Genomic DNA, 20,340 nt, shown 5'->3' on the forward strand with positions numbered 1-20,340 from the left:
GGCATCACGCCTGGTCCGACGCCGGGAGACGCCGCAGCACGGCAGGTCCGGCACCATGGCGGCTCCCGCACCCCGGCAGCACCCGTAAACCGCGGCGGATGAAAGGTCACGAATGAAGACGGCAGAGATCAGACGACGGTGGCTGGATTACTTCGAGGCGAACGGCCATGTCGTCGTGCCCTCGGCCTCGGTGATCAGCTCCGATCCGTCGATCCTGTTCAACATCGCCGGCATGGTGCAGTTCATCCCGTATCTCTCCGGGCGCGAGCCGGCCCCGTTCCCGCGGGCGACCAGCGTGCAGAAGTGCGTGCGCACCGGCGACATCGAAGAGGTCGGCAAGACGACCCGGCACGGCACGTTCTTCCAGATGAACGGCAACTTCTCCTTCGGCGACTACTTCAAGGAGGACGCGATCCGCTTCGCCTGGGAGCTGCTCACCACTCCCGAGAGCGCCGGCGGTCTGGGCTTCGAACCGGACCGGCTGTGGGCCACCGTGCACGCCGAAGACGCCGAGACGATCGACCTGTGGCTGAAGAACACGGCGATTCCCGCCGAACGGATCCAGACGCGCGGCAACGAGGACAACTTCTGGCACACGGGGCAGCCCGGGCCGGGCGGCTACTGCTCGGAGATCTACTACGACCGCGGTCCGGCCTACGGCGCCGAGGGCGGGCCGATCGCGGACGAGGACCGCTACATCGAGATCTGGAATCTCGTGTTCATGGAGTTCGAGCTGTCGGCGGTCCGCTCCAAGGTCGACTTCGACATCAAGGGCGAGCTGCCGGCCAAGAACATCGACACCGGGATGGGCCTCGAGCGCGTGGCCTTCCTCAAGCAGGGTGTCGAGAACATGTACGAGATCGACGAGGTCTATCCCGTCATCGCCGCCGCCAGCGAGCTCTCCGGCCGCAGGTACGGAGCCGATGAAGGCGACGACGTGCGGATGCGCGTCGTGGCCGATCACGTCCGCTCGGCGCTCATCATCATCGGCGACGGCGTCCGTCCCGCCAACGAGGGCCGCGGCTACATCCTGCGCCGCCTGCTGCGCCGTGCCGTCCGTGCGATGCGCCTGCTCGGCGTCACCGAACCCGTGATGCCGGTGCTGCTGCCGGTGTCCATGGACGCCATGAAGGCCTCCTACCCCGAGCTGGAGACGGACTTCGACCGCATCTCCCGCATCGCCTACGCCGAGGAGCGCGCCTTCCTGCGCACTCTCGAATCCGGCACCGAGCTGCTGACCCGCGCTGTCGAGCAGGTCGGCCGAGGCGGCACGATCGGCGGCGACATCGCCTTCGCCCTCCACGACACCCACGGCTTCCCGATCGACATGACTCTGGAGATGGCTGCCGAGCAGGGTGTGGAGGTCGACGAGACCGGGTTCACCGAGCTCATGGCCGAACAGCGCCGGCGCGCCAAGGAGGACGCGAAGGCCAAGAAGGGCAGCCTGCAGGCCGATCTGTCCGCCTACTCCGCCCTGCTCGATGAAGGGGCGACCGAGTTCGTCGGCTACGACAACCTCACCGCCGACTCCAGGATCCGCGGGCTCGTCGCCGAGGGGCAGAACGTCGACGTCGCTCTCCCGGGCGAGACGGTCGATCTCGTGCTCGACGTCACCCCGTTCTACGCGGAGGCAGGCGGGCAGCAGGCCGATGTCGGAATCATCCGCGGCGACGGCTTCGTCGCGCGCGTCCTCGATGTCCAGAACGCCCTCAAGGGACTTCCCGCCCACCGGATCGAGGTCCTCGAGGGCGAGATCACCCCCGACACGAACGTCCACGCCGAAGTCGACGGGAGCCACCGGTTCGCCGCGGAGCAGGCGCACTCGGCGACCCACCTCGTCCACGCCGCGCTGCGCGAGATCCTGGGCTCCAACGCCGTGCAGGCCGGTTCGCTCAACCACCCCGGATACCTCCGCTTCGACTACTCGTTCCCCGACGCGCTCAGCGCGCAGACCCGGGCAGAGATCGAGGACGCGGCCAATGTCGCCGTCCGCGACAACCTCGAGGTCAACTACGAGCACCTGCCGTTCGACGAGGCCCGCAAGTCGGGCGCGATCGCACTGTTCGGTGAGAAGTATCCGCCCGTCGTCCGGGTCGTCGACATCGGTGGACCGTGGTCGCGCGAGCTGTGCGGCGGCACCCACGTGGAGCGCACCACCGAGGTCGGGCCGATCTCCGTGATCTCCGAGGCGTCGATCGGCTCCGGCACTCGGCGCATCGAGGCCGCCGTCGGACTCTCGGCGTTCCGTTCGCTCGCCAAGGAGCGCACCATCGTGCAGGCGGTGTCCGACCTGCTCAAGGTGCCCGGCGAGAACGTGCCGGAAAGGGTGGCCGCGCTGCTGGCCCGGATCAAGGAGGCCGAGCGCACCATCGCCGCTCTCAACCAGCAGAAGGTGCTCGCCGCCGCAGGCGAGGCGGCCTCCTCCGCGCAGCGGGTCGGCGACATCCTGTTCGCCGGAACAGCGCTCGGCGAGGTCTCGGCCGCAGGCGACGTCCGGTCCTTCGTCATGGATGTGCGCAACCGCCTCGGCAGCGAACCGGCGGTGACGGCCGCCGTCGGCATCGCCTCCGGAAAGCCCAGCGTCGTGGTCGCGGTCAACGATGCAGCCCAGCAGCAGGGCCTGCGAGCCGGGGACCTGGTCAAGACGGCCTGCCGGGAGCTCGGCGGCGGAGGCGGCGGCAAGCCTGACCTCGCGCAGGGCGGAGGCGCCGATCCCACCAAGGCCGAAGCCGCGCTGACAGCACTGCGGCAGGCGCTGGAAGACCGCTGATGGCATTCCGCCGCGGCCGACGCCTCGGAATCGATGTCGGATCGGTGCGCATCGGCATCGCCCAGTGCGATCCCGACGGCATCCTCGCAACACCGGTCGGGACGGTCTACCGACGCGACGGCGATGAGCAGGCCCTGCGCCGAATCGCCGAGATCGTCACCGAGCACGAGCCGATCGAACTCATCACCGGCCTCCCTCGGTCGCTCGACGGCACCGAGCGGGCATCGGCCGCCACCGCGCTCGACTTCACCCGGCAGATCGCGGATGCGACCGGGCTGCCCGTGCGCCTGGTCGACGAGCGCTTCAGCACCACCCAGGCGCACGCGGTGCTCCAGTCGGTGGGGAAGAGCTCACGGAAGCGGCGCGAGATCGTCGACGCGGTCGCCGCGGTCGTCATCCTGCAGAGCGCCATCGATCAGGAGAAGCAGACCGGTGCGCCCGCCGGCGAGCTGCTCGAGGACCGCGGGGAGCCCGAACCATGAGCACGCAGCACGACCTCGATCCCGCCGAGGGCTTGACCCGTGCCGAGCTGAAGGCGCGTGCCCGCCGCCGGATGATGCGCCGCCGCCGCACCACCGTCATCACCCTCGTCGCGATCCTCGTGCTCGGGGGAGGCGGACTGCTCGCCGTGAACACGATCGGCGGCGCCGTGGGCGAAGTCCTCGGTGAGAGCGGCGACTACGAGGGCGAGGGCGGCGAAGAGGTCGTGGTGACGGTGCTGCCGGGCTCCTCGGCGACGCAGGTCGCCAACCAGCTGGTGGAGGAGGACGTCATCAAGTCGACCGGCCCCTTCCTCGACGAGATCGAGCGCCAAGGGGCGACGATCAACGCCGGTGACTTCACGATGCGCCGCCAGATGAGCGCTGCCGCGGCAGTCGAGGCGCTCGTCGACCCGGCAGCGTCGCAGCGCCTCACCATTCCCGAGGGCTTCCGCCTCGACCAGATCCAGGCCCGCATGATCGAGCTGGGCATGAGTGAGGAGGAGACGCTCAAGGCCATCGAGGACAAGACCCCGCGGGACTACGGGCTCGACGTCGATGCGCCGAGCCTGGAGGGCTACCTCTACCCGGCCACCTACGAGATCAAGCCCGGCATCACCGCCGAGGCGATGGTCCAGGAGATGGTCGACCGCACGCAGACCGAGATCGATGACCTCGGGATCGCGCTGGAGGAGGTGCACGAGGTCTTCACGCTCGCCAGCCTCGTCGAGATCGAGGCGCCCGGCGATGAGGAGGTGCGGCGGAAAGTCGCGCGGGTCTTCATCAACCGGATCGGGGAGGAGTCGAGGACGAACAACCTCCTGCAGTCGGACGCCACCGTGCACTACATCCACGGCTCCCGACCCGACGCCAGCACGACCGCCGAGGAGCGCGCCAGCGACAACCCCTACAACACCTACAAGCACCCCGGCCTGCCGCCCGGCCCGATCAACTCACCCAGCCGGAGCTCGGTCGACGCCGCGCAGGACCCGGCGGACGGAGACTGGCAGTACTTCGTGGCCGTCAACCCGGAATCCGGCGAGACCCTGTTCGCCGAGAGCTATGACGAACACCTCGAGAACGTCGAGAAGTACCGCGAGTGGCTGCGGAACCAGGAGGACTGAACCGTGCCCGCCTTTGCCGTTCTCGGCTCCCCGATCGACCATTCCCTCTCACCTGTCCTGCATGCCGCGGGCTACGCGGCCCTCGGGCTCAGCGACTTCCACTATGAGCGCTTCGAGGTCCCGGCCGGTGCGCTGGCCTCCTTCCTGGAAGCCCATCCCGATCACCTGGGCTTCTCCGTCACGATGCCGCTCAAGGCCGAGCTCATCGAGCTGGCCGCCGCCCACGGGTGGCCCGTCGACCGCACCGCCGCTCTGACCGGTTCCGGGAACACCCTCGTGCGGTCGCGGGAGCGGGCCGCGCGAGTGCTCAACACCGATGTCGCAGGCATCGTGGCCGCGCTGTCGGAAGCCCGTCCCGAGGCGCCCCGCACGGGAGCCGTCCTGGGCAACGGGGCGACTGCCGCCTCGGCGGTGGTGGCACTGAGCGAGCTCGGAGTCGGCAGCGTCGACTTCGCGGTCCGCCGCCCGGAGCGGGCTGCCGAGGTGGTGGCGCTGGCCCAGCGCCTGGAGCTGGACACCTCCGTCACGCGGCTGGCGGAGTGGCGCCCCGGCGGGCACGATCTCACGGTCTCGACGCTGCCGGCGGGTTCCCTCGACGGACGTCCCCTCAGCTGGCCGCAGACCTTCGCAGGCCGGCCGGTGGTGCTCGACGCCGCCTACGCCCCGGCAGAGGTCGACCTCCTCCATGAGTTCGCGGTCCGGGGCGGAGTCGGCGTGCCCGGCGTGAGGATGCTCGTGCACCAGGCGGTCGAGCAGTTCCTGGCGTTCGCCGCGACCGCCGGCGTCGCACTCGACGCCGACGCCCCGCGCGCCGTGGAGCAGGCGATGACGGCGGCGGTGGCTGCGCACGGATGAGGCGGCCGGCGAACTCGGCCGGGCCCGCGAGGGGCGTCCCGGTCGCCGCCAGCGGTTAGGCTGAGACCGAAGCTGAACCGACAGGAGGAACAGTGACCGACCAGATGCCGCTCGGAGTCAGCCTGGGCGTGACCGTGCTCGCATCGCTGGTGGTCAGCGCCTGGATCTGGTGGCGATTCGCCCGGCTCATCGACGACGAGGCGGGCATGCGCCTGCTTCCCGGACTGGCCGGCAGCGGCAGGCCCAGCGGGTTCGTCACCTCGGTGCTCACGTCAGCAGGGGCGGTGCTGGCCTGGCTGGCCGCCTTCGTGACCCCCGCGCTGCTGAGCCGCACGTGGGCCGACCTGCCGGTGATGATCGCCTTCGGCCTGGTCGCCGGTGCCACCGGCTGGCTGTTCTGGATCGACACCTCGATCCACCGGCTGCCCAACCGCATCGTCCTGCCGATCACCGGTGCGGTGGTGCTGCTGTTCCTCGTCGGGGTCGTCGTCGGCGTCTTCCAGGAGAACTCCGCGACCGATCACCAGTGGGCAGGCGCTGGGACCACCGCGCTCAACGGCCTGATCGGCGGACTTGTGCTGCTGCTGGTCTTCCTGGTGCTCAACGTGCTCGGCGCGGTGCTCGGGCGCAGGGGGATGGGCGGCGGTGATGTGAAGCTCGCCGTGGTCGTCGGCATGCTGCCGGCCGCGCTCAGTCCATTCGGGTTGGTCGTCGCGCTCGTCGTCATGAACCTCTCCGCCCTCGCCCAGGTGCTGTACGCGGTGGCCGGACAGGGCCGGGGAATGCGGGAGGCGATCGCGTACGGGCCGCACATGCTGGTCGGCACGTGGACCGCCGTCATCATCGGGCCGGTCTTTTTGTAGACTCTGAAGAATGTTGAGATGGCTTACTGCAGGCGAGTCCCATGGTGAGGCGCTCGTCGGCATCCTCGAAGGTCTGCCGGCCCACGTCCCGCTGACCCGCGCGAACATATCGGCGGCGCTGGCACGAAGGCGCCTCGGCTACGGCCGGGGCGCGCGCATGAAGTTCGAAGCCGACGAGGTGAGGATCCTCGGCGGGGTCCGGCACGGGCGCACCCTCGGGTCGCCGATCGCCATCGAGGTCGGCAACTCCGAGTGGCCCAAGTGGGAGTCGGTGATGAATGCGGATCCGGTGGATCCCGAGGTGCTCGCCGACCAGGCGCGCAACGCCCCGCTGACCCGTCCCCGGCCGGGCCACGCCGACTTCGTCGGGATGCAGAAGTACGACTGGGACGAGGCGCGGCCGATCCTCGAGCGCGCCTCGGCCCGGGAGACCGCGACCCGGGTGGCGCTCGGGGCGGTCGCCGCGAACTTCCTCGCCGAGCTGGGGATCACGGTGCTCTCGCACACCGTGGCGATCGGCCCGGTCAAGGGCACCGGCGAGGAGGCGCTGCCCTCGATCGAGGACGTTCCCGCACTCGATGCCGACCCGATGAGGTGCTTCGATCGTGACCTCTCGGCGCGGATGGTCGAGGAGGTCGACGACGCCAGGAAGTCCGGCGACACGCTGGGCGGAGTCGTCGAGGTCATCGTCGACAGCGTCCCGCCCGGGCTGGGCTCGCACGTGCACTGGGACCGCCGGCTCGATTCGCGCCTGGCGGGCGCGCTCATGGGCATCCAGGCGATCAAAGGCGTTGAGGTCGGTGACGGGTTCCTCACCGCAGAGCGCCGCGGTTCGGCCGCCCACGACGAGATCGAGCGCGTCGAGGGCTCCGTGCGCCGCCGCAGCAACCGCGCCGGCGGCACCGAAGGCGGCATGTCGACGGGTGAGGCGCTCCGCGTGCGCGCCGCGATGAAGCCGATCGCGACGGTGCCGCGCGCACTGGCCACCATCGACGTCTCCACCGGCGAGGCGGCGAAGGCCCATCACCAGCGTTCGGACGTCTGCGCGGTCCCGGCTGCCGGGGTGGTCGCCGAGGCGATGGTCACCCTGGTGGTGGCCCAGGCAGTCCTCGAGAAGTTCGGCGGGGATTCCGTCGCTGAGACGAAGCGCAATCTGGAGTCCTACCTCGAGGCGATCCCGGCGGCGCTCCGCTCGGGACGATGAACCCGCCGGACCAGCCGCTGCCCAGACCTGTTCCGCCGCTCGACCCGGTGCCGGCTGCCGGCGCACGAGTCGTCCTCATCGGACCTCCCGCTGCGGGCAAGTCGACGATCGGACGGCTGCTCGCCGACCGCCTCGGCCTGCCGCTGACGGACACCGATGCGCTCATCGTCAACGACAACGGCCCGATCTCGGAGATCTTCGCCGACCGCGGAGAGGCCCGGTTCCGGGAGATCGAGCGGGCTGTGGTGAGACGCAGCCTGCGGCGACTGCTGGATCGACCGGGAGTGGTGTCCCTGGGCGGGGGAGCGATCCTGAACTCGGGCACCCGGGCTCAGCTCAAGCACCCCGCGATCAAGGTCATCAACATCGAGATCGACGAGGAGACGGCCGGCAGGCGCCTCCACGGATCGCATCGGCCGCTGCTGGCCGGCGACGAGGATCCGATCACCCGGTGGTCGGCGCTGCTCGAGGAGCGCAGAGCGCTGTACGAGTCGGTGGCGACGATCTCCGTGTCGGCGTCCAACGCGCCGCCGTCGACGATCGTCAATCGCATCGTCGACATCCTGACGGGTCTCCAGCGAGCCGAGGAGTACGCCAGATTCTGGCACTCGGAAGCCGACGGCGAGGACGAGCACGGAGAGCGGACCGAAGACTGATTCGGGTGGTGCTCGGTCCGCCTCGGTAGAGTCAGCAGTGATATGAGCGAAGAAAGCAGGCACGCATTGAATGAGACCACCCGCATCGACGTCAGCGCCGGAGGCGACTACCCCGTTCTCGTCGGGACCGGTCTGCTGTCTCATCTGCCGGAGCTGATCGGGCCGCGCGCGCAGAAGGTCCTCGTCATCCATCCGCGGGCGCTGCGCGCCACGGGGGAGGCGGTGCGCGAGGACCTGCTGTCAGCCGGCTATGAGGCGCTGGCAGCGGAGATCCCCGATGCCGAGGAGGCCAAGCACGTGCAGGTCGCCGCGTTCTGCTGGCAGATCCTGGGCCAGAGCGACTTCACCCGATCCGACGCGATCGTGGCAGTGGGCGGGGGAGCGGTGACGGATCTGGCCGGCTTCGTCGCCGCGACCTGGCTGCGCGGGATCCGCTTCGTCAACATCCCCACCACCGTGCTCGGCATGGTGGATGCGGCGATCGGCGGCAAGACCGGGATCAACACTGCCGAGGGGAAGAACCTCGTGGGCGCGTTCCATGCACCCGCCGGAGTCCTGGTGGACACCGACTCCTTGGCGACGCTTCCCGAGAACGAGCTGTTCACCGGCCTGGCCGAGTCCGTGAAATGCGGGTTCATCGCCGACGAGCAGATCGTCTCCCTCATCGAGAACACCCCCAAGAGCGAGCTCGCCCAGCACGACTCGCCCGCGCTGCGGGAGATCATCGAGCGGTCCATCAGGGTCAAGGCGGATGTCGTCAGCGCGGACTTCACGGAGTCGGGCCGGCGGGAGATCCTCAACTACGGCCATACGCTCGGCCACGCCATCGAGCGCACCGAGCGGTACCAGTGGCGCCATGGGGCTGCAGTGGCGGTCGGGATGATGTTCGCGGCGGAGCTGTCGGTGATGACGAAGAACCTGCCGATCGATGTCGCCGAACGACAGCGGAGCGTGCTGGAGCACCTGGGCCTGCCCACCGGATACCGCGGAGACAAGTGGCCGCAGCTGCTCGACACCATGAAGCGGGACAAGAAGGCCCGCGGATCGCTCATGCGCTTCATCGTGCTCGAGGACATGTGCCGGCCGGTCGTGCTGGAAGGGGCGGAGAGCGCGCTGCTCTACACGGCCTATCAGGAGATCGCCGTCGAGTCGCCGACGAAGACGCTCTGAACACACCCAGCAGGAAGCCGGACGAACCGCGATGATGCCACGCGCCGGCTGTGGCAGTTGAGCGGCGTGGGCGCACCGGCTCGCGCTCCATGCCGCGCTGACGGGAGTGCTGGGCAGGCACGCTGATAGAATCGATCCTCGGCGCGCCGGACCGGGCGCGATTTTGACCCGAGCTGAAGGGAACCACGTGGCAACGACCAACGATCTCAAGAACGGCATGGTCCTCGTACTCGAAGGCCAGCTGTGGCAGGTTCTCGAGTTCCAGCATGTGAAGCCGGGCAAGGGACCGGCCTTCGTCCGCACCAAGATCAAGAACGTCCTGAGCGGGAAGATCATCGACAAGACCTTCAACGCCGGCACCAAGGTGGAGACCGCGACCGTCGATCGACGCGACATGCAGTACCTGTACAACGACGGCACGGACTACGTGTTCATGGACTCCGCCGACTACGACCAGGTCACCATCAGCCCCGAGCTGGTGGGCGATGCGGCCAACTTCATGCTGGAGAACCAGGACGTGCAGATCGCGTTCCACGAGGGCACCGCGCTCTACATCGAGCTCCCTGCGAGCGTCGAGCTGGTGATCGCCCATACCGAGCCGGGGCTGCAGGGCGACCGCTCGACCGGTGGTTCGAAGCCGGCCACACTTGAGACCGGCTACGAGATCCAGGTTCCGCTCTTCCTCGAAGAAGGCACGCGGGTCAAGGTCGACACCCGGTCCGGCGATTACCTCGGCCGCGTCAAGGAGTGAGCTCCCGCACCCGCGCGCGGCGGCGCGCACTGGAGATCCTGTTCGAGGCCGAGCAGCGGCAGCTGTCCGAGAGCGAACTGCTCACCATGCGCTCGGGCGACCCCGAATACCCGATGAAGCCGTACGCGGTGGAGATCGTCAACGGTGTCATCTCGCATCGGGAGGAGATCGACGAGCTCATCGAGACCTACGCCCGCGGCTGGGCGCTCAACCGGATGCCCGCAGTCGACCGCGCGCTGCTGCGGATCTCGATCTGGGAGATCCTGCACAACTCGGAGGTCGACGATCCGGTCGCCATCGCCGAGGTGCTCGACTTGGCCCGGAAGTACTCCACCGATGATTCGCCCAAGTTCATCAACGGCGTGCTCGACCAGATCCGGAAGATCAAGCCGACTCTGAGCTGACGGGCCGGGCGCTCGCGCCCGCGCCTGCGTCGCGCTGACTCTCCCTCCAACTGGCCCCGCGCTTCAACTGGCCCCGCAGCGGACCGGTTGCCTCTCCCCTTCTGCTGCTCCGCCGGGAGCCGTCACGCCTTCCGCTGTTCCCTGAACCTGCGTCGGGAGGCTGCGGGAACGCATGGGCTCTTCCCGCGGTTGGGCTTCGAGCCTCCTGGTCGGAAAGGCGCGTCCGGCGCGATCTGCAGGTCGGTGAAGTCCGCTCCGACGCCTGTTCTCACATTTCTGTGATCAGCAGATCCATGTCGCTGGAACCGTTCCGACCCCCGGACCATGACGTGCGAGGACGCTCTCCTGATCGCGGTCCCGCATTGGGTCTTGACGGCGCGTGATCTCTGACACATACTCAAGTCGTAACCTGAACCGGGTTTCAGGTGGCCGTTCGGACACCGCTGTCCCTGAGGCCACCTGCCCGGCGGGAGCACGACCCCGCACCTCCTCACATGACCGCATCTCGGATCCTCAAGGGAAAGGCCGAAGTTGTGAAGAACCCAGCCCGTATCACCGCCGCCGGCATGCTCGTCGCCGGACTTGCCCTCACTGCCTGTGCCCCCACCGTCGAGTCCGGCAGTGCTGCCGAATCTCCGGACAGCGTCGACGTCGGGATCGTCTACTCGAAGACCGGTCCGCTCGCGGCCTACGGCGAAGAGTACTTCGCCGGCCTGCAGGCCGGAATCGACTACGCCACCGACGGCACCGGGGCGGTCGGGGAGACTCAGATCAATCTCACCTATCACGACGACGGAGGCGACCCCGACAAGGGCGTGTCGATCGCCAAGCAGCTCATCGGCGAGGGCTACCAGATCCTCGCCGGCACCACCGTCTCCGGCATCGCCCTGAAGCTGGCCGAGCAGGCCGAGCAGAACAAGGTCCTCTACATCTCCGGTCCCGCGGCGACCGATGCCGTCACCGGCATCAACGACTACACCTTCCGCTCCGGTCGGCAGTCCGTGCAGGACGTCGCCACGGCCGGCCAGTTCGTCGATGACCTGGACGGCTCCAAGGTCACGGTCTTCGCGCAGGACAACGCCTTCGGACAGGGGAACGTCGCCGCAGTCGAGGCGGTCCTCGGCGCCGAAGGGGCGGAGGTCTCCGAGATCCTGGTGCCCGAGGACGTCACCGAGTTCACCCCGTTCGCGCGCCAGGTCGTCGACGCCGACCCCGACCTGGTCTTCGTCGCCTGGGCGGGTGCCAACGCCGGCTCCATGTGGCAGGCACTCAACCAGCAGGGCGCTTTCGACGCCGCACCGATCGTGACAGGACTGGCGAACGAATCGACCTTCGGCGCCTATGGCGCTGCCGGTGAGAAGATCTCCTTCCTGTCGCACTACTTCCCGGGGGCCGGCCAGAACGACGTCGAGAATTTCATGATGGACCACGTCGAGGAGCAGGGTGCTTCACCCGACCTGTTCACTCCGGACGGCTTCGTTGCCGGGCAGATGATCGTGCAGGCCGTCGGGGAAGGCGGCGGCACCGATGTCGACGCGATGATCGACGCGCTCGAGGGCTGGGAGTTCGAGGGGCCGAAGGGCACGACTGCGGTGCGCGCCGAGGATCACGCGCTGATCCAGGACATGTACCAGGCCAAACTCGTCCAGGACGGCGACGAGTGGAAGCCGGAGCTGGTCAAGACCGTGGACGCCGCCGACGCCGCCCCGCCGGTGCAGGGTCAGTGAGCGGACCATGACGACCAATGGAACGCCGGCCCTCGCAATCCGTGACGTCGGCATGCAGATCGGCGGAGCCCGCATCCTCGAGAACATCGACCTGGAGGTCGCCGCCGGTGAGATGGTCGGGGTGATCGGCCCCAACGGCGCCGGCAAGACCACGCTGTTCAACCTGGTGTCGGGTCTGCTTCGTCCTACGGAAGGCAGCATCTCCATGAATGGCGTGGACATCACGCGCATGCCGGTGGACAGAAGGGCGCGGTCCGGACTGGGCCGGACGTTCCAGACCTCCTCCCTGTTCCCGGGCCTGAGCGTGCTGGAGAACGTCCGGCTAGCGGCCCAGGCCAAGCGGGGCGGCTCGCTCTCGCTGTTCCGCTTCCCCCGCTCGGCCGACGCGGCGACCACCACGGCGCGCGGGTGCCTCGAGCAGGTGGGGCTGCAGGACCGCGCAGGAGCCGCCGCCGGGGGACTGTCACATGGTGACAAGCGCAAGGTCGAGATCGCCATGATCCTGGCGACCGATCCGGAGCTCATCCTGCTCGACGAGCCCATGGCGGGCGTCGGCTCCGGCGACGTCCCCGGTCTGGTCGAGACCATCCGGCGCATCCACCTCGAGTCCGGCCGCACCATCATGATGGTCGAGCACCACATGGATGTCGTGCTCGGTCTGGCGGAGCGGGTCGCCGTGATGCATCACGGCACACTCCTCGCCGTCGACGAACCCGAGACGATCATGGCCGATCCCGAGGTCCAGGCGGCATACCTCGGCACAACCGGAAAGGCTGCCTGAGCGATGAGCACCGCACCCGAACCCACCACCGCGACCGGCGCCGACACCGAGGTGCCCGTCCTCGCGGTCAGCCGACTGCGGGCCTCGATCGACGGCCAGCAAGTCGTGGAGGATGTGTCCTTCGCCGTGCCCGCCATGGGTATCACGGCCCTGCTGGGTCGCAACGGCGTGGGAAAGACATCCTCCATCAAAGCGATCCTCGGTCTGATCCGACGCGACGGGGGCACCGTGGAACTGGGCGGCGAGCCCATCCACGGCCTCCCCACTCACCGGATCGTCCAGCGCGGGATCGGCTATGTCCCGGAGGACCGTGAGGTCTTCGCCGGGCTCAGCGTGGCGGAGAACCTGAGGCTGGCCGAACGGGACGACTCCCCACGGCGCGAACTCGTCGAATCCCTGTTCCCCGACCTCGTCAAGCGCGCACACCAGGCCGCCGGCACCCTGTCCGGAGGTCAGCAGCAGATGGTCTCCCTGGCGCGCGCGCTGCTCAACGACAATCGGGTGCTGCTGGTGGACGAGCCGACGAAGGGACTCGCGCCGAAGATCGTCTCCGAGGTCGCCGAAGCCCTTGCCGAAGCCGCCACGACGGTGCCGATCCTGCTGGTCGAGCAGAATCTCTCCGTCGTGCGCCGGCTTGCGGCCGGCGCCATCATCCTGTCCGACGGCAAGGTCGTCCACACTGCGGAATCCGCGGAATCGTTCCTGGACGACGAGGATCTCGTCACCCGCCACCTCGGCGTCGGCACAGAAGGAGGGCGCGCCTCATGAGCACGGTCGTGCTGCTGCTGGTGACCGGACTCGGCCTCGGAGCCGTGTACTTCCTGGTGTCCTCCGGGCTGTCCCTCATCTACGGCCTGATGGGTGTGCTGAACTTCGCTCACGGAGCATTCCTCACCCTCGGCGCCCTGATCGGCTGGCAGACCGCGAGTCTGATCGGAGCCGGCACCTGGGCCGGCTTCCTGCTCTCCCTGCTGATCGGCTGCCTCGTCGGCGCCCTGCTGGCATCGCTGACGGAATTCGTCCTCATCCGTCCCCTGTACGAGCGTCACATCGAGCAGGTCCTCGTGACGGTGGGCCTGAACCTCGCCGCGATCGCCCTGTTCGAGGGCATCTGGGGCACCGATCCCGTCTACATCGACGGGCCGGCCTGGATGGGCATGACCACCGACATCCTCGGTGCCCAGACCCCGAACCACCTGTTCATCACGATCCTGATCGCTGTGCTGGTGCTCGTCGGCATGGTCGTCTTCCTCAAGAAGACCCGCTACGGCATGATCATCCGCGCCGGCGTGGAGAACCGGTCCATGGTCACCGCCCTGGGCATCGACGTTCGCCGGGCATTCACGCTGGTGTTCATGATCGGTGGTGCCGCGGCGGGGCTGGGCGGCGTCCTCGCCAGCCACTACTTCGGCTATGTGTCGCCCATGCTCGGCGGCTCGCTGCTGATCTTCGCCTTCATCGTGACTGTCATCGGAGGCCTGGGTTCACTGCCCGGTGCGGCCGTGGCCTCCCTCTTGGTCGGGGTCCTCCAGCAGTTCACCAACTACTACTGGGGCTTCGGCGACTTCGTGGTCATCATCCTGCTTGCCGTCGTGCTGCTGACCCGACCTGCCGGACTCCTGGGACGAAAGGCGGTGGCCACCGCATGAGCACCACGGCTTCGAAACGACAGGAACAGCTCAACACGCGGGAGCGGGTGAAGGCTTCCTTCGCTCCGCCGCCTGCGGGCACGGGCCCGTCTGCCGGCCGGTCTTCCGCCGATCGCACCGGCACCGGACGACGCGAGCTGCTCGGCGGAGCGCTCGCCGTCGCCGGCGTGATCCTGCTGGCCCTGCTCCCGCTGCTGAATATCCACCTGCCGGGCGTCCTGCCCAGCCCCACCTACGAACCCGGCGCCCTTCAGCTCATGGCACTGTGCCTGCTCATGGGCGCGGCTGCTCTGACGTACCACCTCCTCATCGGAGTCGTCGGCCTGCTGTCCTTCGGGCATGCGCTGTACGTCGGCGCCGGTGCGTACGTCCTGGGAATCCTGCTGGAGCGCACCGGCATGGGCCTGCTCCCGGCCATGCTCGTCACGCTCGCAGTCGTCGTCATCCTTGCCAACCTCACCGGCGCAGTAGCGCTCAGGGTCAGCGGCATTCCGTTCGCGATGGTGACCCTGGCCTTCGCGCAGGCCGGGTCCGTCCTGGTCCGCCGCAATCCCCGGGGCGCCACCGGCGGCGAGGAAGGCCTCAGCCTGAACACAGATCAGGTTCCCGCGCTCCTCGTGGGAGTGTCGAACAGCCGCAACCTCTACTGGCTGGCACTCGCCGTGCTCGTCGTCATCTACTTGGTGGTGCGCTGGATCCAGAGCTCCAGGGCCGGTCACCTCGCCGCAGCCGTCCGCGAGAACGAGAATCGCGTCAGAGTGCTCGGGCTGAAGCCCTACCTGGCGAAGCTGCTGATCTTTGTGGTCAGCGGCACGCTGGCCGGCTGCGTGGGCATGGCCCACCTGCTGCTGCAGTCCGGCGCCGTGCCGAAGACCGTCTCCGCCGACTTCACCATCTCTCTGCTCGTCATGGTCGTGCTGGGCGGTGTCGGCTCCCGGTGGGGCGCCGTGCTCGGCGGTGTCCTCTACACCCTGCTCGATCAGCGACTCACCGTGCTCGCCCAGTCCGAGGTGATCGGCGCCCTGCCCGCCGTCCTGCGGGTGCCGCTGTCCGAACCGCTCTTCATCCTCGGAACGCTCTTCGTGCTGGTGGTGCTCTTCATGCCCGGCGGATTGGCGGGCTGGGTCAGACGGCTGTCGACCCGGTTCGGGAGCGGCAGGGGCCGGACCGAGGACCCCGTCAGAGTGCTGGAGCAGGCGGCATGAAGGACGGGCTGCATACGCTGGGACGCTGGACCACTGATCGGGCGGTCGCAACCCCGGGACGCACTGCGATCCTCGACGCCGGGGTCGCACTGACCTACCGCGACCTCGAGGACCGAGCCGCCGGGCTCGCCGCGCGCTTCGTCGCCGCCGGCTACCGGCCCGGGGACAGGATCGCCACACTGACCGGCAACAGCTCGGACCACGTGGTGCTGTTCTTCGCGTGCGCCAAAGCCGGGCTGGTGCTGACTCCTCTGTCGTGGCGCCTGCGCCCTGCGGAGGTCGCCGCTCAGCTCGGTACCGCCGATCCTGCGCTGCTCGTGGTCGAAGAGGGGTTCGGGTCGCTGGCAGTCGAAGCCTGTGCCCTGCTGGCCGAACCCCCGCAGCGCATCGCGCCGGGGCGGGACGGCATCGAGCAGGAGGTCCCCGCACCGCTCCGCTCGCCGGCTGTCGACCCCGTCGGGAGCCTGGACCCCGCTGGGAGCCGCGACCGCGTCGATCGCCTCGGTCCCGCTGGGAACCGCGCCGGACAGCGGATGCCCGGCAGTCCCGTGCTCGACGACGACCCGGTCCTGATGCCGTTCACCTCCGGAACAGCCGGCGTCGCCAAGGCCGTGGTGCTCACGCACGCCAACTGCTTCTGGAACAACCTGGCTCTGTCGCGGACCCTGGAGGTCACCTCGTCGGATGTCGTGCTGGCGGTGCTGCCGCAGTTCCACACCGGGGGCTGGAACATCCAACCGCTGCTGGCCTGGTGGACGGGCGCCACGGTGGTGATGGAGCGCAGCTTCGATGCCGGCCGGGTGCTGTCCCTCATCGAGGACCGGCGGATCACCACGCTCATGGCAGTGCCGGCGCAGTATCTGATGCTCGCCGAGCATCCCGACTTCGAGTCCACCGACCTGTCGAGCCTGCGCCTGGCAGTCGTGGGCGGGGCAGCGATGCCGCCGGCCCTCCTGCGGACGTGGCACGCGCGGGATGTTCCCCTCGTCCAGGGGTACGGGCTGACCGAGGCCGGACCCAACGTCCTCTCGCTGCCTGCCGAGGACGCCCGGGAATGCGTCGGCTGGATGGGGCTGCCCTACCCGCATGTCGACGTCGCTGTCGCCGACCCGGTGACCGGCCAGCTGCTGGACGGTCCGGCCACCGGCGAGCTGCTCGTGTCCGGGCCCAGCGTCTTCGCCGGGTACTTCCGGGATCCCGAGGCGACCGCCCGAGCGCTCATCGGTGGCTGGCTGCACACCGGGGACTTGGTGGAACGCGACGCCGGGGGGTGCTTCCGGATCGTTGACCGACTGAAGGACATCTTCATCTCCGGCGGCGAGAACGTCGTCCCCGCCGAGGTCGAGCAGGTCCTGACGTCCCATCCCGGAGTCGCGGCGGCGGCTGTCGTCGGTGTTCCCCACGACCGCTGGGGCGAGACGGGTCACGCGTACGTGGTCCGACGACGCGGCGTCCCGGTCGACGAGACTTCCCTGCGCGAGCACTGCAGCGCGCTGCTTGCGGGCTACAAGCAACCCACCGTCTACACCTTCGTGCAGGACCTGCCTCGGACAGGACTGGACAAGATCGCGCGCGGCCGCCTCAGGCACGGCGAGCGAGAGAGGAACCACCATGGCGATTGAGCCGCTGCATTCGGACTCCACGGCCTTCGGGGGCGGCGAGGCACCGACGACCACCAAGGGCACGGTCCTGAGCGCGCGAGGTCTGCGGACCCGCCGCCGGCTGCTCGACGCGGCGGAGAAGGTCTTCGCCGAGCTGGGCTACCCGACTGCCTCGATCGTCAAGATCACGGAGGAGGCCGGCTGCGGTCTGGGAACCTTCTACCTCTACTTCGAGGGCAAGCAGGAGATCTTCAACGAGGTCGTCGTCGACCTCAATCGCCGCGTCCGCCACGCCATGACTGAAGCCGCCCGGGCGAAGGCGGCGGAAGGACGAATCGCCTCCGAGCGGGCGGGTTTCAAGGCGTTCTTCCGGTTCACCGCGGAGCACCCCGCGCTGTATCGGATCATCCGCCAGGCGGAGTCCGCATCGCCGGAGGCCCTGCGCCTGCATTACTCGCGGATCGTGGACGGGTACGTCGCAGGCCTCGAACAGGGGCAGCAGGCAGGCGAGGTCCACCGAATGGACCCCGAGGTCATCGCCTGGGCTCTGATGGGCATCGGGGAGATCATCGGCATGCGGTGGGTGCTGTGGCCGGATGAGCAGGCGTGGGACGGACACCTGGCGAGCAGTGCTGACGTGCCTTCCGGACGTGACTCGGACCGCGCTGCGGCAGGCATTCCTGCCGGAGGTGATCCCACCCGGGCGCCCGTCGGCGTCCCCGATCACGTCTTCGATACCATGATGGAGTTCATCGAACGGGCGCTTGCACCGGACCCCAGGACCGGGCAGGCATCGGAGAGGACCGAACCATGACGCAGCTGGATCCGCAGAATCCCTCAGTCCCCGTAGTCGAGACTGCTGGGCAGAACCGGCTCCTCTTGGACGCCCACCGTCGCAGCGATCTCGGTCCGGGTCACCGTCAGACGACTGTCGCGGTCCGCGGCGGTGCGATGACCGTCGGGATCTGGGGGCCGGAGGAGAACTCCGCCCCCACCGTCCTGGCGATCCACGGCGTCTCGGCCTCCCACCGGTGCTTCGGCCTGCTGGCCGCGGCGCTGCCCGGCGTGCGCATCATCGCCCCGGACCTGCGCGGGCGGGGCCGCTCCAGCGTCCTGCCGGGCCCGTACGGAATGCCGGCGCATGCCGAGGACCTCGCCGCTGTCCTGGCTGTCCTGGCGGCCGGTCCCGTGGATGTCGTGGGGCACTCGATGGGCGCGTTCGTCGCCGTGGTGCTCGCCCACCGGCATCCCGAGCTCGTGCGTTCGCTCGTGCTGGTGGACGGCGGGATCCCGCTCCGGGTCCCAGCAGGCTTGTCAGCGGACGAGGTGGTGCAGGCAGTCCTCGGCCCTGTCACCGAACGGCTGGAGATGCGCTTCGGCTCCGTCGACGACTATCGGCGGTACTGGCAGCGGCACCCCGCTTTCGCCGGCGCCTGGACGGACCCGGGCGGCACTGCGGCACTGCTCGAGGACTACATCGCCTACGATCTGGAACCCGGTGCCGACGGGCTGCGGCCGGCCACCCGGTACGAGGCGATTGCGCAGGACACCGCTGACCTGCATGGGGGAGAGGCCCTGCCGGCGGCCATCGACGGCCTGTCCGTGTCGGCCCACCTGCTGTGGACGCGGCAGGGACTGCAGGGCGAGGAACCGGGCCTGTTCGAGCGGGAGTACATCGCTGAGTGGCAGTCGCGGGTGCCCGCCCTGGAATCGCAGCTGACCGTCCGGGAGATCCCGGAGACGAACCACTACACGATCCTGATGTCCCCGACCGGCGCGGCCGCCGTTGCCGGTTGCATCAGCGCGCCAGGCCGAGCGACCGCAGCCAGCGGCTGAGCACGGCCACGAGCTCGGCCGGCTTCTCCTGCGCCACCCAGTGGCCCGCATCGACGACCGCCTCGTCGAGATCGTCGGCCGCCCGACGCATCGGCTCGGGCAGGGACGTCGTGAGGGTGGTGCACACGATGTCGTAGCGCGCATGCACGAACAGCGCCGGCACCGTGAGACGTCCGCCGGTGGCGTTCGCGGCAGCGTACTCGGCATTGGCCCGATTGTTGCGGTACCAGGCGTTCGCCGCCGCGAAGCCGGTGTGCTGCAGGGACGCGACGAGCGCCTCGTACTCGGTGTCGTCGAGCACTCGGGGATCGGGCTCCCTGCGCGGCGGTCCGTCCGGGAACCAGCCGCCGCGCGAGCGCACCGAGGCGTTCGGCGCCCGCCGCTCCAGGTGCCTGGGCGAGCCGGCTCGCATGATCGAGGCGATGACTCCGGGCACATCGGCGTCGAACTCCTCGGCGATCTTCTCGGCCAGCGACAGGTGGGCGATGAGGTAGTCCCATTGGCCGTACGGGTACTCGGCGGCCGGATAGAGCTCGCGATCGATGTGGTCCGTCAGCGCGGCCCCGGGCGGCATGTACGGCACGCACACTCCTGCGACTCCGGCGAGCAGCTCCGGGTGGTGGGTGGCGATGTTCCACGCGATCGGCGCTCCGTGGTCATGGCCGACCACCACGCAGCGCGACTGCTCCGAGACTCCGAGGTGCGCGAGCAGCTCGATCATGTCGGTGACGATCTCCTCGGTCGAATAGTCGCCGACCTGCGGATGCACGGTGGAGGTGCCGTAGCCGCGCATGTCCGGCGCGACCACGTGGAAGCCGGCCGACGCCAGCGGCTCGAGCACCCGGACCCAGCTGCGCGCGAACTCGGGCCAGCCGTGGATGAGGAGGAGGACAGGGTCCCCCGATCGTCCGGCGCTCAGGTAGCCGGTCGTGTGCCGGGCGGTGGAGAACGTCCCCGTCCCGACTCCGGAGGGAAGACCTGCGTGCAGCTCGGGCGGGAATGCGGACCCGACGGGCGGGGTGTCAACGGGTGCGGCGGTGGCGTCCATTCTGCTCCTTTGCCGGTGGACGGCGATCCCGGTCCGATCCGGCGATCTTCCGCACAATCTACTGGGCGGGTGAGCCCGGCGCCAGGATCAGGTAAGTCGACCGCCGGGTGGGTCCCGCGCCAGGATCAGGTGAGTCGGGGGCCGGGTGGGTCCGGCGCCAGGATCAGCGCAGTGTCTGCCACATCACGCCGGGGCCGCGCGCCTGCGCTGCTGCCGG

Annotated in this window: 19 protein-coding genes; 18 read left to right on the forward strand and 1 reads right to left on the reverse strand. The window is 69.1% G+C overall.

From position 1 onward, the window contains the following. Nucleotides 1-112: 112 nt before the first annotated feature. The 18 genes from alaS (at nt 113) to LXN01_RS03850 (ending at nt 19,075) form a co-directional block, all read left to right on the forward strand. Nucleotides 113-2,770, forward strand: a complete 2,658-nt coding sequence (alaS, locus tag LXN01_RS03765) for an alanine--tRNA ligase (protein ID WP_236863239.1) — start codon at nt 113-115, stop codon at nt 2,768-2,770. Next, on the forward strand, nt 2,767-3,252 hold the full coding sequence (gene ruvX, locus LXN01_RS03770; RefSeq protein ID WP_236863441.1) for a Holliday junction resolvase RuvX: 486 nt from the start codon (nt 2,767-2,769) through the stop codon (nt 3,250-3,252). Before alaS ends, ruvX begins: the two co-directional genes overlap by 4 nt. Beyond that, the gene (gene mltG, locus LXN01_RS03775) at nt 3,249-4,373 is read left to right on the forward strand and encodes an endolytic transglycosylase MltG (protein ID WP_236863240.1); all 1,125 of its coding nucleotides are present in this window, start codon (nt 3,249-3,251) and stop codon (nt 4,371-4,373) included. Before ruvX ends, mltG begins: the two co-directional genes overlap by 4 nt. Before the next feature lie 3 nt (nt 4,374-4,376). Next, nucleotides 4,377-5,228, forward strand: a complete 852-nt coding sequence (locus LXN01_RS03780) for a shikimate dehydrogenase family protein (protein ID WP_236863241.1) — start codon at nt 4,377-4,379, stop codon at nt 5,226-5,228. A 92-nt stretch (nt 5,229-5,320) separates the two neighbouring features. Continuing rightward, entirely contained in the window at nt 5,321-6,091 is a 771-nt protein-coding gene (locus LXN01_RS03785) for a prepilin peptidase (protein ID WP_236863242.1), read from the forward strand. Between the two features lie 10 nt (nt 6,092-6,101). After that, complete coding sequence (gene aroC / locus LXN01_RS03790; RefSeq protein ID WP_236863243.1) at nt 6,102-7,295, forward strand: chorismate synthase; 1,194 nt, start codon at nt 6,102-6,104, stop codon at nt 7,293-7,295. Next, nucleotides 7,292-7,951, forward strand: a complete 660-nt coding sequence (locus LXN01_RS03795) for a shikimate kinase (RefSeq protein ID WP_236863244.1) — start codon at nt 7,292-7,294, stop codon at nt 7,949-7,951. The genes aroC and LXN01_RS03795 overlap by 4 nt, the downstream gene beginning before the upstream one ends. Before the next feature lie 42 nt (nt 7,952-7,993). Beyond that, entirely contained in the window at nt 7,994-9,121 is a 1,128-nt protein-coding gene (gene aroB / locus LXN01_RS03800; RefSeq protein ID WP_425547683.1) for a 3-dehydroquinate synthase, read from the forward strand. 187 nt (nt 9,122-9,308) lie between these two features. Beyond that, nucleotides 9,309-9,872: an elongation factor P gene (gene efp / locus LXN01_RS03805; RefSeq protein ID WP_236863246.1), complete on the forward strand. Its 564-nt coding sequence runs from the start codon at nt 9,309-9,311 to the stop codon at nt 9,870-9,872. Next, nucleotides 9,869-10,276 (forward strand): transcription antitermination factor NusB, encoded by a 408-nt coding sequence (nusB, locus tag LXN01_RS03810; RefSeq protein WP_236863247.1) that lies wholly within the window; start codon nt 9,869-9,871, stop codon nt 10,274-10,276. Before efp ends, nusB begins: the two co-directional genes overlap by 4 nt. Before the next feature lie 566 nt (nt 10,277-10,842). Further along, complete coding sequence (locus LXN01_RS03815) at nt 10,843-12,003, forward strand: substrate-binding domain-containing protein (RefSeq protein WP_236863442.1); 1,161 nt, start codon at nt 10,843-10,845, stop codon at nt 12,001-12,003. Nucleotides 12,004-12,010: 7 nt separating this feature from the next. Then, nucleotides 12,011-12,784: an ABC transporter ATP-binding protein gene (locus tag LXN01_RS03820; RefSeq protein WP_236863248.1), complete on the forward strand. Its 774-nt coding sequence runs from the start codon at nt 12,011-12,013 to the stop codon at nt 12,782-12,784. Nucleotides 12,785-12,787: 3 nt separating this feature from the next. Next, nucleotides 12,788-13,552 (forward strand): ABC transporter ATP-binding protein, encoded by a 765-nt coding sequence (locus LXN01_RS03825; protein ID WP_236863249.1) that lies wholly within the window; start codon nt 12,788-12,790, stop codon nt 13,550-13,552. After that, nucleotides 13,549-14,433 (forward strand): branched-chain amino acid ABC transporter permease, encoded by an 885-nt coding sequence (locus LXN01_RS03830; protein ID WP_236863250.1) that lies wholly within the window; start codon nt 13,549-13,551, stop codon nt 14,431-14,433. The genes LXN01_RS03825 and LXN01_RS03830 overlap by 4 nt, the downstream gene beginning before the upstream one ends. Beyond that, on the forward strand, nt 14,430-15,638 hold the full coding sequence (locus LXN01_RS03835) for a branched-chain amino acid ABC transporter permease (protein ID WP_236863251.1): 1,209 nt from the start codon (nt 14,430-14,432) through the stop codon (nt 15,636-15,638). The genes LXN01_RS03830 and LXN01_RS03835 overlap by 4 nt, the downstream gene beginning before the upstream one ends. Then, entirely contained in the window at nt 15,635-17,260 is a 1,626-nt protein-coding gene (locus tag LXN01_RS03840) for a class I adenylate-forming enzyme family protein (protein ID WP_236863252.1), read from the forward strand. Before LXN01_RS03835 ends, LXN01_RS03840 begins: the two co-directional genes overlap by 4 nt. Next, nucleotides 17,250-18,053, forward strand: a complete 804-nt coding sequence (locus LXN01_RS03845; RefSeq protein ID WP_236863253.1) for a TetR/AcrR family transcriptional regulator — start codon at nt 17,250-17,252, stop codon at nt 18,051-18,053. The genes LXN01_RS03840 and LXN01_RS03845 overlap by 11 nt, the downstream gene beginning before the upstream one ends. Next, nucleotides 18,050-19,075 (forward strand): alpha/beta hydrolase, encoded by a 1,026-nt coding sequence (locus LXN01_RS03850; RefSeq protein WP_236863254.1) that lies wholly within the window; start codon nt 18,050-18,052, stop codon nt 19,073-19,075. The genes LXN01_RS03845 and LXN01_RS03850 overlap by 4 nt, the downstream gene beginning before the upstream one ends. Here LXN01_RS03850 and LXN01_RS03855 read toward each other — a convergent pair. Continuing rightward, on the reverse strand, nt 19,038-20,123 hold the full coding sequence (locus tag LXN01_RS03855; RefSeq protein ID WP_236863255.1) for an alpha/beta fold hydrolase: 1,086 nt from the start codon (nt 20,121-20,123) through the stop codon (nt 19,038-19,040). The genes LXN01_RS03850 and LXN01_RS03855 overlap by 38 nt on opposite strands. Nucleotides 20,124-20,340: the final 217 nt, after the last annotated feature.

The organism is Brevibacterium daeguense (genome assembly GCF_021729135.1).
Classification (GTDB): domain Bacteria; phylum Actinomycetota; class Actinomycetes; order Actinomycetales; family Brevibacteriaceae; genus Brevibacterium; species Brevibacterium daeguense.

What these genes read in the sequence shown, in the direction of transcription:
- LXN01_RS03835 (WP_236863251.1), top strand. Translation starts at nt 14,430, where the DNA reads ATGAGCACCACGGCTTCGAAACGACAGGAACAGCTCAACACGCGGGAG.
- LXN01_RS03855 (WP_236863255.1), bottom strand. Translation starts at nt 20,123, where the DNA reads ATGGACGCCACCGCCGCACCCGTTGACACCCCGCCCGTCGGGTCCGCA.
- mltG (WP_236863240.1), top strand. Translation starts at nt 3,249, where the DNA reads ATGAGCACGCAGCACGACCTCGATCCCGCCGAGGGCTTGACCCGTGCC.
- LXN01_RS03815 (WP_236863442.1), top strand. Translation starts at nt 10,843, where the DNA reads ATGCTCGTCGCCGGACTTGCCCTCACTGCCTGTGCCCCCACCGTCGAG.
- LXN01_RS03820 (WP_236863248.1), top strand. Translation starts at nt 12,011, where the DNA reads ATGACGACCAATGGAACGCCGGCCCTCGCAATCCGTGACGTCGGCATG.
- LXN01_RS03850 (WP_236863254.1), top strand. Translation starts at nt 18,050, where the DNA reads ATGACGCAGCTGGATCCGCAGAATCCCTCAGTCCCCGTAGTCGAGACT.
- alaS (WP_236863239.1), top strand. Translation starts at nt 113, where the DNA reads ATGAAGACGGCAGAGATCAGACGACGGTGGCTGGATTACTTCGAGGCG.
- LXN01_RS03830 (WP_236863250.1), top strand. Translation starts at nt 13,549, where the DNA reads ATGAGCACGGTCGTGCTGCTGCTGGTGACCGGACTCGGCCTCGGAGCC.
- aroB (WP_425547683.1), top strand. Translation starts at nt 7,994, where the DNA reads ATGAGCGAAGAAAGCAGGCACGCATTGAATGAGACCACCCGCATCGAC.
- LXN01_RS03840 (WP_236863252.1), top strand. Translation starts at nt 15,635, where the DNA reads ATGAAGGACGGGCTGCATACGCTGGGACGCTGGACCACTGATCGGGCG.
- LXN01_RS03825 (WP_236863249.1), top strand. Translation starts at nt 12,788, where the DNA reads ATGAGCACCGCACCCGAACCCACCACCGCGACCGGCGCCGACACCGAG.
- LXN01_RS03795 (WP_236863244.1), top strand. Translation starts at nt 7,292, where the DNA reads ATGAACCCGCCGGACCAGCCGCTGCCCAGACCTGTTCCGCCGCTCGAC.
- LXN01_RS03845 (WP_236863253.1), top strand. Translation starts at nt 17,250, where the DNA reads ATGGCGATTGAGCCGCTGCATTCGGACTCCACGGCCTTCGGGGGCGGC.
- aroC (WP_236863243.1), top strand. Translation starts at nt 6,102, where the DNA reads ATGTTGAGATGGCTTACTGCAGGCGAGTCCCATGGTGAGGCGCTCGTC.